This window comes from Facivitalis istanbulensis, assembly GCF_040560405.1.
In the GTDB taxonomy this organism is placed as follows: Bacteria; Pseudomonadota; Alphaproteobacteria; order Sphingomonadales; family Sphingomonadaceae; genus Sphingomonas; species Sphingomonas istanbulensis.
On the sequence record NZ_JAVSCQ010000048.1, the window covers coordinates 1 to 13,973 of the forward strand.

Annotated in this window: 12 protein-coding genes and 2 pseudogenes; 4 read left to right on the forward strand and 10 right to left on the reverse strand. The window is 67.4% G+C overall.

Translation table 11 applies throughout. From position 1 onward, the window contains the following. Nucleotides 1–304: 304 nt before the first annotated feature. Nucleotides 305–607: a type II toxin-antitoxin system RelE/ParE family toxin gene (locus RN629_RS17495; RefSeq protein WP_407036391.1), complete on the reverse strand. Its 303-nt coding sequence runs from the start codon at nucleotides 605–607 to the stop codon at nucleotides 305–307. A 2-nt stretch (nucleotides 608–609) separates the two neighbouring features. Further along, nucleotides 610–855 (reverse strand): type II toxin-antitoxin system ParD family antitoxin, encoded by a 246-nt coding sequence (locus tag RN629_RS17500; protein ID WP_407036392.1) that lies wholly within the window; start codon nucleotides 853–855, stop codon nucleotides 610–612. 201 nt (nucleotides 856–1,056) lie between these two features. Between RN629_RS17500 and RN629_RS17505 the strand changes: the two genes are divergently transcribed. Then, a complete protein-coding gene (locus RN629_RS17505) occupies nucleotides 1,057–1,695 on the forward strand; it encodes a tyrosine-type recombinase/integrase (protein WP_407036393.1) in 639 nt (212 codons plus the stop codon). A gap of 442 nt (nucleotides 1,696–2,137) precedes the next feature. Here RN629_RS17505 and RN629_RS17510 read toward each other — a convergent pair. Continuing rightward, nucleotides 2,138–2,383, reverse strand: a pseudogene (locus tag RN629_RS17510) (integrase core domain-containing protein); the annotation flags it as partial. A 57-nt stretch (nucleotides 2,384–2,440) separates the two neighbouring features. Then, a pseudogene (locus RN629_RS17515) lies at nucleotides 2,441–2,800 on the reverse strand (aldo/keto reductase); the annotation flags it as partial. A gap of 91 nt (nucleotides 2,801–2,891) precedes the next feature. Here RN629_RS17515 and RN629_RS17520 point away from each other — a divergent pair. Next, complete coding sequence (locus tag RN629_RS17520; RefSeq protein ID WP_407036394.1) at nucleotides 2,892–3,809, forward strand: LysR family transcriptional regulator; 918 nt, start codon at nucleotides 2,892–2,894, stop codon at nucleotides 3,807–3,809. Here the strand turns inward: RN629_RS17520 and RN629_RS17525 are convergent. The 6 genes from RN629_RS17525 to RN629_RS17550 are packed head-to-tail and all read right to left on the reverse strand — an operon-like array spanning nucleotide 3,789 to nucleotide 11,313. Next, entirely contained in the window at nucleotides 3,789–4,316 is a 528-nt protein-coding gene (locus RN629_RS17525) for a TolC family protein (protein WP_407036395.1), read from the reverse strand. The genes RN629_RS17520 and RN629_RS17525 overlap by 21 nt on opposite strands. Continuing rightward, nucleotides 4,288–4,494: a hypothetical protein gene (locus tag RN629_RS17530; protein ID WP_407036396.1), complete on the reverse strand. Its 207-nt coding sequence runs from the start codon at nucleotides 4,492–4,494 to the stop codon at nucleotides 4,288–4,290. The genes RN629_RS17525 and RN629_RS17530 overlap by 29 nt, the downstream gene beginning before the upstream one ends. Further along, nucleotides 4,487–6,889, reverse strand: coding sequence for an ABC transporter permease (locus tag RN629_RS17535; RefSeq protein ID WP_407036397.1), 2,403 nt, complete (start codon nucleotides 6,887–6,889; stop codon nucleotides 4,487–4,489). Before RN629_RS17535 ends, RN629_RS17530 begins: the two co-directional genes overlap by 8 nt. Nucleotides 6,890–6,925: 36 nt before the next feature. Next, nucleotides 6,926–9,352, reverse strand: a complete 2,427-nt coding sequence (locus RN629_RS17540; RefSeq protein ID WP_407036398.1) for an FtsX-like permease family protein — start codon at nucleotides 9,350–9,352, stop codon at nucleotides 6,926–6,928. Between the two features lie 27 nt (nucleotides 9,353–9,379). Then, nucleotides 9,380–10,069 (reverse strand): ABC transporter ATP-binding protein, encoded by a 690-nt coding sequence (locus RN629_RS17545; protein WP_407036399.1) that lies wholly within the window; start codon nucleotides 10,067–10,069, stop codon nucleotides 9,380–9,382. Between the two features lie 11 nt (nucleotides 10,070–10,080). Beyond that, nucleotides 10,081–11,313 carry an efflux RND transporter periplasmic adaptor subunit gene (locus RN629_RS17550; RefSeq protein WP_407036400.1) on the reverse strand — a complete coding sequence of 411 codons (1,233 nt, stop codon included), beginning with the start codon at nucleotides 11,311–11,313 and terminating at the stop codon, nucleotides 10,081–10,083. 174 nt (nucleotides 11,314–11,487) lie between these two features. On the opposite strand from RN629_RS17550, the gene RN629_RS17555 reads away from it, so the two are divergent. After that, nucleotides 11,488–12,711 carry a sigma-54-dependent transcriptional regulator gene (locus RN629_RS17555; RefSeq protein ID WP_407036401.1) on the forward strand — a complete coding sequence of 408 codons (1,224 nt, stop codon included), beginning with the start codon at nucleotides 11,488–11,490 and terminating at the stop codon, nucleotides 12,709–12,711. Further along, nucleotides 12,701–13,828, forward strand: coding sequence for a sensor histidine kinase (locus tag RN629_RS17560; RefSeq protein WP_407036402.1), 1,128 nt, complete (start codon nucleotides 12,701–12,703; stop codon nucleotides 13,826–13,828). Before RN629_RS17555 ends, RN629_RS17560 begins: the two co-directional genes overlap by 11 nt. The last annotated feature ends 145 nt before the right edge of the window (nucleotides 13,829–13,973 follow it).

Below are 13,973 nucleotides of genomic sequence, written 5' to 3' on the forward strand. Positions count from 1 at the left end.
AAACTCCACCATATCCGATGAGCCCGGTGGCCACCGTGACGCCGACGCCGGGGTGGGGCCTCGGCCCCACCCCGGCATACACCATCATCTACACCGGGAATTTACACCACGACCGCGGACGCTAACATCATCATCGACAACCGCCTCACGTATGTCGACCAATTCGTGAAGCGACTACGGCATATTTCGGACGCACGGGCCATTCCTCTGCAGGCCGTTGAACGGCTCGAACTGGTCGTTAGGAGAAGTGCCAGGTGTGGCGGGGATGTTTGCGAATTGGCCGGATGCGCTTACCCCGCCACGGCTAGCCATCGTAATTCGAGGATATCCAATCTTCCCGACCATGTCGGACACGCAGAATGACGACCTCGTCCTCATCTCCCACATCATAAATGACCAGATGGGCCTTGTAGGGATGCGCGCGGACAGGTGGCGATATCTCCTCTCGCAATCGCGCGGCTCGGGGATAGTTTGCGAGAAACGCGAAAATCTCGCTCAGCCCTTCGTGATAGGCGTCAGCCTGAGGCAGACCGAACTGCCCTATGCCTTCGAGAAAAATGGCTGTCAGATCCTCGACCGCGGTGCGTGTTAAGCGGAAGCGAGGCACGGTCAGGCTTGCAAGCCCGCCTGGCCGATCGCCCGCACGCGGATATCCGCCATCGTTTCGTCGCTGAGACCACTGGCGCGGGCTTCATCGACTAGGCGCTGCATGGCGGCGACCTTGTCAGCGCGTTCCTGGTCACGGCGGATAAGATCGCGCACATAGTCGCTGGCATTGCTATACCGGCCAGTGTCGGCCTGCGCTTCCACCCATTGCTTCATAGGGTCCGGAAGTGAAATGTTCATCGTAGCCATGGCAACCTCCAAGGCCAAGAAAATAGCAAATATTAGCAAAGTTTGTCAATTGATGGTCAGCCATGGCATGCCTCCATGGACAGGAGCCATTATTCAGCCGACGCCTCCACGATCTCCCAAGCACTGCTTGCCCGAGCCTCACAGCATTTCCTCCGTGGGGATGCAGTCGTTCTTCAGATGGCCAGTTCTGGCCATCGGAGAATGATCATGGAAATGTCAGAAATCGTGAATGCGTCCCCCAGGCGCCCCGTCTGGAATGCAGGGCGCACTGTCGGCGCGAAGCGGGCCTTGAAGCCCAAGCGAATTTGGGAGATCCGTTTCTACCTCAATCAGCGCCGTCGCGTGCGGGACCGTGCCCTGTTCGACCTTGCGATTGATAGCGAGCTGCGCGGTTGCGACCTTGTTCGCATGAAAATTGGCGATGTCGTCAGCGGAGGGCAGATCCGAACGCGCGGAATAGTCATGCAGCAGAAAACGGGTCGGCCCGTTCAGTTCGAACTTCTCCCTGACGCCCGGGCCAGCCTGCTGACGTGGCTTGAGCGGCGGGGCGGTACGGTCGATGATTATATCTTTCCAAGCCGGGTTGACCACGATGGTCACCTCAGCACACGGCAATATGCCCGGCTTGTCGATGAATGGGTGACTGGGGTGGGCCTGATGCGAAACAAAAATGGCACGCACTCGCTGCGCCGAACCAAGGCGTCGATCATCTACCGGGCGACCGGCAAGCTGCGCGCCGTCCATATCCTGCTCGGCCACAGCAAGATCGAGAATACGGTCCGCTATCTGGGGATCGACATCGAAGACGCGCTTGCTCTCGCCGAGAACACCGAGGTCTGAACCGTTGGCTCCCCCGCAGCGCTGGCGGGGAGCCGATTTTTGTGGGCCTGGGACGAAGCCGTCATTTCGAACCGGCTCGCTAGAGCATCGAGCGAGAAGCCGGAATCAAGGAGGATTCCGCTCGACCAGGGAATGTGACTCACCCTTTCTTGGAGGTGGCTCATGGGTGGAGCATATTCAGGCGATTTGCGGGACCGGATAGCAGGGCATGTGTCGGCGGGGCATTCGTGCCGGGTGGCGGCCCGGCACTTCGGGGTCAGTCCGAGCTGTGCGATCAAGCTGATGCAGCATGTGGCGAAGACGGGATCGTCGACGCCGCGTCGCCAGGGGCGCCCGTCGCCGTGCCTCGCGCCGCTATCGAGGCTGGCGTTAACCACATCGACACCAGCGATTTCTATGGCCCGCACATCACCAACCGGCTGATCCGCGAAGCGTTGGTCCCCTAGCTGTTCAGTCCCGGCATCTGGTGGATCGGATTGACGATGAACCGATCTGGCTCTGACGTCCAGATCTTGGCGATGTATTCGTAGGGTGTGAGCCCGCTGAGCGTCTTGAGCCGACGGGCAAAGTTGTAGGCGGCCATGAAGTCGGCGAGGTGCGTCCGAAGCTGGTCGTGGCTCTCGTAATGAAAGCGTTTGACGGTCGCTTCCTTGATGGTGCGGTTCATCCGCTCAACCTGACCGTTTGTCACCTCCTCGGTCGGGGTGGAGGCATCGAAGGCGTGAAGCTGAAGCAGGTCGATACGGTCGGTGCCGAGCCGCCGCAGCGCCGCCTCGACCGCGCCGATGAGCCGCGCCCGCGACGCGCCCCAGTCCTGCGGCCCGTCGCCCATCGGCAGGCCGGTCTTGGTCGAAAGAAGGACCGCATCGCGCCGACCCCTGATCGCTTCGACCAGCACCTGTTCAGATGCGCCATCCAAATAGACGTCGGCGGTGTCGAACAGCGTCACGCCTGCATCGAGGCAGATGTCGACCAGCCGCCGCGCCTCGGCGGCGTCGCTTGTGCCCCAGGCGCTGAACAGCGGTCCCTTGCCGCCGAAGGTCCCTGCGCCGAACGACAGGGCCGGAACGCGCAGGCCAGACGATCCTAGTTGCCGATATTCCATGACAACTCCTTTGCGAATATCATTGTCAGGTGCATAAATGGCGGAAGAAGTCGCGCCGTAGAGCCGCCTGCAGGTGCGAAGGATCTATGCCTTGGACGCAAAGATAACCGGCAATGACGATCGTGCCCGGTCACTCGCCCTGTTCGCGAGCGTGGTCGAGGAAGGCAGCTTCTCCGCCGCCAGCCGCACGCTTGGTCTGACGCCCTCGGCGGTGGCACGCGCGATCGATCGGATCAAGGCGCGGCTCGGCGTGCGGCTGCTGCTGCGCTCCACCCGCGCGCTGACGCTCACCGCCGAGGGGCAGGCCTATCTACTCGCCGCCCGGCGCATCCTCGCCGATCTCGATGATGCCGAGCAGCAGATCGCCGATCAGGGAGCGCCGCGCGGACGGTTGCGGATCAGTGCGGCGCTGGCGCATGGCCGGTTGTGCATCGTCCCACTGCTCGGCGACTTCGCGCGTGCTTATCCGCACATCCTGATCGATGTCGCGCTGACCGACACGCTGGTCGACATCGCTGGCGAACAGGCCGATGTCGCGATCCGCTTCGGCCCCCTCGCCGACAGCGGACTCACCGCCCGCAAATTGTCCGAGGCGCGGCGGGTGATCGTGGCGTCGCCCGATTATCTGGCGCGGGCAGGCATGCCTAGGGTTCCGGAGGACCTGCACGCCCATAACAGCCTCAACTTCAACTTTCGCCGCGCCGAGCCGATCTGGCCGTTTCGTCGCGATGGCCGGGACTGCGCGCTGAGCGTCGAGGGCGGCATCGTCGCCAACAATGGCGAGACGCTGGGCCAGCTCGCGGCGGCGGGGGTCGGCATCACCCGCGTCGGCTGCTTCAGCGTTGCGGCAGAGATCGCCGATGGACGGCTCGTGCCGTTGCTCGAGGCGTATAATCCGGGCGATGTCGAACTGATCCACGCCGTCTTCGTCGGTGGCTCGACCATGCCGGCGCGGGTGCGCGTGTTCGTCGACTTCCTGGTCGAGCGCTTAGCCAGCCGATTCGAGTAGCGGGCGCGACACGGCCTTTTGCAGAAAGGCGCACAGCCGATCATCGTCGCTCATGGCGACGTTGAAGCGCATGTGACCCCGCCAGCCGCCGCCGGTGCTGAACACCGGGCCCGGCGCCAGGACGATCCCTGCATCGATCGCCCCGCGCGCAAGCTCAACGGCGTCGACGCCGTCGGGCAATCGCGCCCACAGGAAGATGCCTGCCGCCGGATCGGTCCATGGCTTGATCCCGATGGCCCAGAAACGTTTCGCCACACGGGCCGTCACCCGGGCCAGCCGGGTGCGAATGCCGTCAACGTGACGCCGATAGGCGGTGACGACGCCTTGCAGGATCTCGGCCTCGGTATCGCGCAGACCCTCCGCCCCGGCGGCGACGTCGGACCCGGCCGCACGGACCGCGGATCGCACCCGCCCGCCGGTCCAGATCGGCAGCGCCGCGCCGACCGAGGCGGAGCCGGCATTGCCGTATCCCAGCCGGTCATACCCCGCGCCGGCCACCGCCGACACCGTCGGGCGGCCCAGCGCGCGCCTGCTCGGGCGTCTCCGCCAGCGCCTCCTGCCGGGCGCGGGCCGCGGTGAGTTGCGGGTTGGCGGCATAGGCTGCGGCGATCGCTTCGCGCAGCGTCTCCGCCGACACCGGCATGGCCGCAAGGAGCGCGGCGACGGATACCAGCCACCTAGTCATGGCGCAGGGCCCAGGCCGGCGCGGCGCGGCTGGCGCGGAGCGATTGGCCGAGTACCGTCAGCACCGCGATCGCCAGTGCGAGCAGGCTGGCCGCGACGAAATACAATGGCGACAGCGCGATCCGATCGTCGAACCCGGCCAGCCACGTCCGCATCGCGACGAACGCCAGCGGCCAGGCGAGAAGGTTGGCGATCAGCACCGGCCGCAGGAACTGTCCGACGAGCAACCGCACAATGTCGGTGGACGACGCGCCCAGCGTCTTCCTGATGCCGATCTCCCTGATCCGCCTCGCCGTGTTGAACGAGGCGAGCCCCCACAGCCCGACGCAGCCGATCAGGACGGCCAGACCAGCACCGATGCCGAACAGGCGGGTGGCACGCTCGTCGGCCTCGTAATAGCGCTCCAGCCGGCTGTCCGCGGACTTGCCGGAAAACGGCACCTGCGGCGCCATGCGCAACCACACCGCGCGGACCAGCGCCAGCACGTCGCGCGGGTCGCCCGTCACGCGCAGCGAGGCGACGGTGACGAACGACGGCTGATCGGGCGTGTAATAATAATAGGTCGGGAACAGCGGATCGCGCGGCGACCGGAAGCGCAGGTCAGGCACGACGCCGATGATCGTGCGCGGCCGGTCGCCGCCGACGGTCTTGCCGATCGCGGCCTGCGGCGTAGCGAAGCCCAGCGCCGCTACCGCGTTGTTGCTGATGATGATGTTCGCCGCCGTGCCCGCGGGTCGCTTGCCATGATCGTCGGCGCGGTGCGCATCGTCGAACAGCCGCCCGGCGATCGGATTCACGCCATAGGATGAGAAGAATCCACGCCCGACATCGACCCAGTTGAGCATCGGACCTTCGCCGGCGACACCCGGCAACGGCACGTTGTCGCTGCTGGACGAGCCGCTGCCGCCGACCCCGGCGTTGGAGATGCCGACGTCCGCGACTCCCGGCACACGGCGGAACGCGTCGAGGATCGCGCGCGCGCGGGCGGGAGCGATCTGCCCGTCCGACAGACCGCCGACGACCAGCAGCCCCTGCCGCTGATATCCGACATCGGCCTGCCGGACATAACGTGTCTGCGCGACCAGCACCGCGGTGCCGATCATGAAGGCGATGGCAAGACCGAACTGGACCACCACCAGCGCCTCGCGGGTGCGCATGCCGCTCCGTCCGCCACCCGGCGACCGCGCCGAGGCCAGTACCGATGCCGCCGGGAAACGCGCGAGCAGGAGCGCCGGATAGAAACCCGCTGCGATCCCGACGAACAGCGCCAGCACCGCCAGCATGGGAACGACGGTCAGATACGGCATGGTCAGCGACAGGCCGCCGGCCGCATTGACCATCGGCAGTCCCAGTTCGGCGATGATAAGCCCCAGCAGCGCGGCGATCGCGACGGTCAGTACCGCCTCGCCGAGGAACTGCCGGACCAGTGTGGCGCGATCCGCCCCCAGCACCTTGCGCATCGCGACCTCACGGGCGCGCAGGCCGGCGCGCGCGGTGGCGAGGTTCACATAGTTCACGATCGCGATCAGCAGCGTCAGGACGCCGACCAGCCCCAATGTCACCACCGTAAGCCGCGAGCCTTCCCCCATGTCCGGCGTCAGATGCGCCCGATCGAGGGGCAGCAGCGTGACGCCGACATGCGCCGGGTTCATATCGTTGCCGACGTGCCGCGCGATGAAGCCGGGCATCTTCTGCTCGAATGCCCGCGCCGCCGCTGGTGTATCGAACCGCAGATAGGTCGACAGCGCGGTGCTGCCCCAATGCGTCCATTGCGGATTTGGCGGCGTCCGCGGCAGCGGCACGAGGATCGTGAACTGGCGCTCGGTGTTCGCTGGCAGATCGCGGAAGACGCCGGCGATGCGGTAGCGCATCGGGGCGCTGGCATCGATCGTCATCGACTGGCCGACGGGATCGCTGCTGCCGAAATATTTGCGGGCGAGGCTTTCGCTGACGAGCGCGCCGGTCGGCGTCGACAGCGCCAGCCGCCCGTCGCCACGCACCATCGGCAGGTCAAAGACGTCGAAGAAGCTCGGGTCGACTTGCGCGACATCCTCACGCGTGGCGATACCGCCACGGATGACGCTGCCACCGCCCTCACCGCCGTTCACGCGCGTGCCGACGACCGGCAAGTCCTGCCGTATCTCGTCCAGCAACCCGCCCATCGTGTCGCGCTGCGGCCCATTATACGGATTGCCCGGGAGCTTCCACACCGTCTGGACGAGGTAGATGTCCTGATGCCGCGGCAGCCATGTCTCGAAGCTGGTTTCGAACCGGACATACAGACCCAGGACGAGGCAGGTCGCGATGCCCACCGCCAGCCCGCCGATATTCAACGCGGCATAGAGCTTGTGGCGTGTAAGCGAACGATAGAGCGGCAGCAGCGCAATATTGGTCATCGCAGGTGATCCAAGCAGGAGAGAGGGGGCGGGCGATCAGTCATGGCGCAGTGCCCAGGCGGGCGCAGCGCGGCTGGCGCGGAGCGACTGGCCGAACACGGTCAGCACCGCGATCGCCAGCGCGAGCAGGCTGGCGGCAACGAAATACAGCGGCGACAGCGCGATCCGGTCGTCGAACCCGGCCAGCCATGTCCGCATCGCGACGAACGCCAGCGGCCAGGCGAAGAGGTTGGCGATCAGCACCGGCCGCAGGAATTGCCCGACCAGCAGCCGCACGATATCGGCGGATGACGCACCCAGCGCCTTGCGGATGCCGATTTCCTTGATCCGGCGCTGCGTATTGAACGAGGCGAGACCCCACAGGCCGACACAGCCGATCAGGACGGCCAGTCCCGCGCCGATCCCGAACAGCCGGGTCGCATGGGCGTCGGCTTCGTAGTATTCGCGCAGCCGCTGATCGATGGTCATGACCGACAGCGGCACCTCCGGCGCGATCCGGTGCCAGGTCGCGCTCACCGCATCGATCATCGCCCGACGATCGCCTGTGAAACGGATCGCGGCGACCGGGGTCGGCGGCATGTTGCGATAGTAGGTGTAGTAGATGGGGCCATCGGGGACGCGCGGCGGCAGGAAGCGCAGCCGGTCGATCACGCCAATGATCGTCCGTGGCATGCTGCCACCCACCGTCTTGCCGACAGCGTCGGCGGGCGAGCGAAAACCCAATGCGGCGGAGGTCTTGGCATTGATGACGATGTTGCGACCCTTCGACCAGGCGCGCCAGTCGCTGGAATCGTCGGCACCGTGCGCATCGTCGAACAGACGGCCCGCGAGCAGCCTGGGGCGGTAGGTGTCGAAGAAGCCCGGCCCCGTCACGATGGTGACGACGGACAATCCGGGCGCAGACCGGCCCGGCATCTCGATGGCGTCGACATTGGTGCTGCCGTCGGTCCCCGGCCCGGCACCACCGACACCGACCGATACGACGCCCGGCAACGCGCGAAAGGCCGTCACGATCGACCGCGCCCGCTCCGGCCAGATGCCCGCATCCAGCAACGACGGCACGACAAGCAGCCCGTCACGGCGGAAACCCGGATCGGCCTGGCGGATATGAGCGGTCTGCGCGGCAAGGACGATCGTGCCGGTGACGAAGGCGATGGCGAGGCCGAACTGGAACACCACCAGCCCCTCGCGCACCCTCGTTCCGGCACGCCCGCCACCTGGCCCCAGCGCCGAAGCCAATACGGCGGCGGCAGGGAAGTGAGACAGCAGGAGCGCGGGATAGAAACCCGCGATGACACCGACCACCACGGCGAGTACGACCAGCGCGGGCACGACGATCGCATAAGGGATGGTCAACGCCAGCCCGCCGGCCGCGTTGACGAACGGCAGGCCGATCTCGGCGAGGATCAGTCCGGCCAGCGCCGCGATCAGGACCGTCGCGATCGCTTCCGTCAGGAACTGGCGGATCAGCGCCGACCGGCCGGCACCGACAACCTTGCGCATCGCTACCTCTCGCGCGCGCAGGCTGGCCCGGGCGGTGGCGAGATTAACGTAGTTGACGATGGCGATCAGCAGCGTCAGCACGCCGACGATCCCCAGCGTCGTCACGGTCAGCTTGCGCCCGGCGCTTTCCGGTCCGGTCGGTTGCAGATGCGCGGCACCGATCGGCAGCAACGGCAGCGAGATGATCGCGGTCGGATCCGGGCCCAGATCCTGCCCGGCCCGTCGCTTGACGAACGCCGGCAGCAGCTGCTCGAAAGCACGCGCCTCAGCGGGCGTGGCGAACCGCAGATAGGTCTCGACCGATGCCGTGCCCCATTTATACCACATCCACTGTCCCGGCGGCGGTGTCCGGGGGATCGGCATCAGGATCGAGAAACGCAGATCGGTATTGGCGGGCAGGTCTTCGAAGATGCCGGCGACCCGGTAGGTCGCGGGCGCATCGACCGCGATCCGCAGGGTCTGGCCGACCGGATTGGTGCCGCCGAAGAATTTGCGCGCGGCGGATCGGCTGAGCAGCACGGCCGCGGGATCGGACAGCGCCTGCGCGCCATCGCCCCGCAGCATCGGCAGCGCGAAGACGCGAAAGAACGCCGGGTCGACCTGCGCGACATCCTCCTTCGTCGCGCGGTCACCGCGGATCACGCTGCCGCCGTTCCTGCCGCCGCGGATGCGGGTGCCAACCAATCCGGGAAAATCCGCCGCCATCTGTTCCAACATGCCGGCCATCGTCCCCGGATATGCCCCGTTGGTCGCGCCACCCGGCAAATGCAGTTCGGTCTGAACGCGGTAGATTTCGTCATGCCGCGACAGCCACGTCTCGAACCCCGTCTCGAACTGGACGTAGAGCGACAGCACCAGAAATACCGCGATCCCCACCGCCAGCCCGCCGATGTTGAGCGCGGCATGGAGCTTGTGGCGGGTTAGCGATCGGTAGAGCGAGATGAGAGCGAAGCGGTTCATGACGGCGTGATCCGTGGTGATCGGGGGTCAGATCGCGCGTATGGCGCTGGCGACGATGCGGCCGTCGAGCATGTCGATGCGGCGCTTCGCGAGGTCGGCGTGGCTGGGCGAGTGGGTGACCATCACGATCGTCGCGCCCTCGTCGTTCAGGCCGGTCAGGATGTTCATCACCTGCTCGCCGTTTGCGGTGTCGAGGTTGCCGGTCGGCTCGTCCGCCAGGATCAATTTCGGGTTGCCGACGATCGCGCGGGCGATGGCGGCGCGCTGCTGCTGGCCGCCGGACAGCTGATGCGGGAAATGGCGCGCGCGGTGGGCGATGCCGACCTTGTCCATCGCCGCCGCGACGCGGGCCTTCCGCCCAACCCCATGGCTGCCGGCGTCCTTGCGATAGGCGAGGCCGAGCGCGACATTTTCCTCGATCGTCAGCTCGTCGATCAGGTTGAAGCTCTGGAACACGAAACCGAGCGTGCTGCCGCGAAACTTCGCCAGTTCCTTCTCGTCGAGCGCGGCAAGGTCGCGGTCGCCGAACAGGTAGCGCCCGCCGGTCGGGCGATCGACGGTGCCGAGCGTGTTGAGCAGGGTTGACTTGCCGCACCCCGATGGCCCCATGATGGCGACGAACTCACCGGCTTCGACATGCAGGTTGATGTCGTGGAGCGCGGTCGTCTCGACATCGTCGGAGACGTAGCGGCGCTGGATATTCTCGAGACGGATCATGGTGATGTCCTTCAGCGGATGTTGAGGATGTCGCCCTTCACGGACGCGGTATTGGTGGTGACGATGCGTTCGCCGACGCGCAGGCCCGACAGGATCTCGACCTGTTCGGGATTGCGCCGGCCGGTCTTCACCGCACGGCGGCGGGCGTGGCCGCCATCCGCGTCGAGGACGAAGGCGGACGATCCGCCGCCCGATTCCAGCCAGCCGCCGACCGGCGCGACCAGCGCGGGCGCGGTGCTGCCCAGCGTGATGCGGATGTCCAGCGTCTGCCCGCGGTTCAGGCCCGGTGGCGCGCGGTCGAAGACCAGCTCGACGCGGAAGCGACCGTCCTTGACCGCGGGCAGGACCTTCGAGACGGTCAGCCCCATATCGCCTGCCGACGCTTTCTGCCCCACCGCCACGCGGCCGAGGAAAAATTCGTCGACATCCGCCTCCAGCTTCCACGACCCTTCGCTGTCGACCTGCCCCGCCGGGTCGCCGGGCTTCAGCGTCTGGCCGGGCTGGATCGTGAAGTTGGTCAGCCGCCCGCCCGTCGGCGCACGGATCACCAGCGCGTCGAGGCCGGCGCGCACCGCCGACAGGTTGCTCTCCAGCCGCCCGCGCGTATCTTCCAGCCGTCGTCCCTGCGTCGCGGTGATCCGCGCCTCCGCCGCGCCGCCGGATTGCAGCTGCGCCAGTCGCTTCTCCTGATAGGCGGCCTCTTCCGCGAAGCTCTTCACGCCGGCGTCGGAGACGAAGCCCTTGTCGTGCAATTGCTGGCGGATGCCGAGTTCGCGCCGCGCCTTGATGAGGTCGTAGTTCGCCTGCGCGATCTGTCCGGCCCGGTCGAGCCGGTTGCGCTCGATGCCCAGATTTTCGCCCGCCACGCTGCCCAGCTGGCTGGCGATCTGCGCCTCACGGGTCAACACGTCCAGCTTCAGCGTCGGGTTGGCGAGCGTGGCCAGCGGTTGGCCGGTGGTGACCATCGCGCCGTCCTGCACCAGCAGCATCTCGACTTGGCCGCCAGCCAGCACGCCGACCAGCGTCGTGACGCGCGGCGCGACGGTGGCGCGCACCGGCAGGTAGTCGGAGAAGGGTGCGCGTTCGACGGCGCCGGTTTCGATATCCGCGGCGGCAATATCCGTTGATCCGCTCACCGGCAGGAACCGCCACACCAGCACCGCCGCGACGACCAGCGCCACCGCCAACAGCGTTCCCCGACGACGCCACCACGGCGTCGGCGGCCTCTCGATCCGGCGATCCATCGCGGCCCCGGCGGAAGCGGTTGCGTGTACGGGCTGTTCGGTCATCATGCGGACAGTGTCGCCCGGAACAGCCGAAAAGCCTAAAACACGATGAACGAACGACTTTCACCCGAAGCCGGTACGAACGACCGTCCAGCGATGGACGCGGTGTCCACGAATGGACGGTCGCCGGCCGTGTCAACACCGGCAACGATCCTGCTCGTCGACGACAATCCGGCGGTCGCGCGCGCGATGGAGATCGCATTCCGCCTCGCCGGCCACCGGCTCGATACCGCGAGCGGCCCGGAGGAGGCATTCTCCCGGCTGGCGCTCGCCCGCTACGACGCAATCCTGCTCGACATGAACTTCAGCCCGAACGAAAGGAACGGCGATCAGGGGCTGGCCTGCCTCGCCCGGATCATCGCGGAGGATCCTGCCGCATGCGTCGTCGTCATCACCGCACACAGCGGCATCCGCATCGCGGTGGCGGCGATGCAGGCGGGCGCGCGCGACTTCACGATGAAGCCGTGGCGCAACGCCGAACTGGTCGCCAAGGTCGAGGCGGCGATCGCACGCGGCAGGGCGACCACCCCGGCCGTGCCGCGCAGCCCCGACGACCGGGAGCCGGCGCGCCTGCTCGGCGACAGCGCGGCGATGCTGGCGTTGCGCGATCTCGTCCGCCGCATCGGTCCGGTCCCGGCGGGGGGCACCGTCACCGGTCGGCCGGGCTGCGGCCGGACGCTGACCGCGCTCGCGATCCACGCCGCCTCTCCCCATGCCGATACCACCCCCATCCGCATCGACCTGCGCGACGCGGCGGCATGGGAGCGGCTGGACGCGGCGACCGGCACCGCCATCCTGCGCCATCCCGACCAGCTCGATGCGATTGCGCAGGCCCGGTTGCTCGACCGCCTCCCCGTGGCCTTGCGCTGCATCGCGATCGCGGACACCACCGTGTCGCTCACCCCCGCACTGCGGCGGCGGCTGGCGACGGTCGAGGTTGCGGTGCCGCCGCTCAACGAGCGTGACGACGACGCCGTGCTGCTCGCTCGCCACTTCGCGCGCGTCGCGGCGGCGCGGTTCGAGCGGCCACAGGCGCGGCTGACCGCGGCGGCTGAGGCGGCGATCCGCACCGCCGTCTGGCCAGACGAGGTGCGCGGGCTGGCGCTGGCGGTCGAGCGTGCCGTGCTGCTGTCGAATGACGGCCTCGTCGATGCTGCCGCGCTTGCACCGCCCGCCGCCGTCGTCGCCGCGCCGTCCTTCGCCGCGTCCGACGCCAGTTTCGACCTAACCGATGCCGAGCGGGTGATGATCGAGGCGGCGCTGCGCGAACATCGCCACAACGTCACCCATGCCGCCACCGCGCTGGGCCTCAGCCGTGGCGCGCTGTATCGACGCATGGCACGCTATGGGCTCTAGGCGTGGCTGGTCCGCGATCGGGACGGGGTTCGGTCTCGTCGCCTGCGGCATCGCCGGGGCGATCGCGTGTCAGGGCGGCCTGTGGGGCCTCCTGACGGGCGCCGCCCTCGTCTCGGTCTGGCTCGGCGGGCTAAACTGGTGGGCGGTGGTCCGGCCGCGCGGGGGGCCGTTGCCGGTCGTCGCGACACGCGCGGATGCGGATGCGATGGTGCTGCGCGTGCTGCTCGACGCCGCGCCGACGCCGCTGGTCGGGATCGAGCGGGGCACTGCCCGCGCGCTCAACCGCGCCGCGCGCCGCCTGTTCGCAACCGACGACCGCCTTCTGCCGATGCCGGTCGAACTCGCCGATCCTGCCGCCACCCACCTGCCCCACGAAGGCCGCAGCTGGCGCATCGACCGCGTTGCCGTGGCGGGCGGCGGCAGCGTCGCGGCGCTGATCGACATCGAGCAGGAGGAACGCGCCGCCGAGGCGCGCGCCACCGCCGACCTGATTCAGGTGCTGGGCCACGAACTCTTCAACGGCCTCTCTCCGATCGTATCGCTCGCTGAAAGCGGGGCGGCAGCCGTCGAGCGGCCGGTGATCAACGTCGATCTACTGCGGGAGATTCTAGGCACGCTGGCACGGCGCGCGGAGGGGCTGCAACGCTTCACCGAGGCGTATCGCGCGCTCGCCCGGCTGCCTTCACCGACGCGGGTACCGGTGCGACTGCGCGAGATGACGGACGATCTGGCGCGGTTGTTTGCAACGCGCTGGCCGGCGGCGATGCTATCGGTCGCGGAAGCGGACGACCTGTGCTGGCCGCTCGATCGCGATCTGCTGGATCAGGCGATATGGGCGCTGCTTCAGAACGCCGCCGAGGCAACCGCCCCCGGCGCAGACGCCTGTATCACGCTGCGGATGCACGTCACAGACGCAGGCCTTACGATCGATGTCGAGGACGACGGACCCGGCGTGCCGCCCGACGCGGCCGCGCGCATCTTCCGCCCCTTCCACACCACCAAGCGCGAAGGCACCGGCATCGGCCTCAGTCTCGCCCGCCAGATCGCGCTGGCGCATGGCGGCACGCTGACGCTGCGTTCCGCATCACCGACGCTGTTCCGGCTGACCCTTCCGTAACAAATTTCAAGATATCACTAGGCTTTGTCTGCATTTGCAGGATTTCCATGAGGCGAGAGTTCTGATTCAAGGTTGGTGAAGGAGCCAGGCCTTGAGCAGACGGACGCTGACGGACGAGCAATGGGAGCGGATCGCGGGTTATCTC

Coding starts and splice junctions, on each gene's coding strand:
- RN629_RS17500 (WP_407036392.1), bottom strand. CDS start 855: ATGGCTACGATGAACATTTCACTTCCGGACCCTATGAAGCAATGGGTG.
- RN629_RS17505 (WP_407036393.1), top strand. CDS start 1,057: ATGATCATGGAAATGTCAGAAATCGTGAATGCGTCCCCCAGGCGCCCC.
- RN629_RS17530 (WP_407036396.1), bottom strand. CDS start 4,494: ATGACTAGGTGGCTGGTATCCGTCGCCGCGCTCCTTGCGGCCATGCCG.
- RN629_RS17535 (WP_407036397.1), bottom strand. CDS start 6,889: ATGACCAATATTGCGCTGCTGCCGCTCTATCGTTCGCTTACACGCCAC.
- RN629_RS17540 (WP_407036398.1), bottom strand. CDS start 9,352: ATGAACCGCTTCGCTCTCATCTCGCTCTACCGATCGCTAACCCGCCAC.
- RN629_RS17545 (WP_407036399.1), bottom strand. CDS start 10,069: ATGATCCGTCTCGAGAATATCCAGCGCCGCTACGTCTCCGACGATGTC.
- RN629_RS17550 (WP_407036400.1), bottom strand. CDS start 11,313: ATGGATCGCCGGATCGAGAGGCCGCCGACGCCGTGGTGGCGTCGTCGG.
- RN629_RS17560 (WP_407036402.1), top strand. CDS start 12,701: ATGGGCTCTAGGCGTGGCTGGTCCGCGATCGGGACGGGGTTCGGTCTC.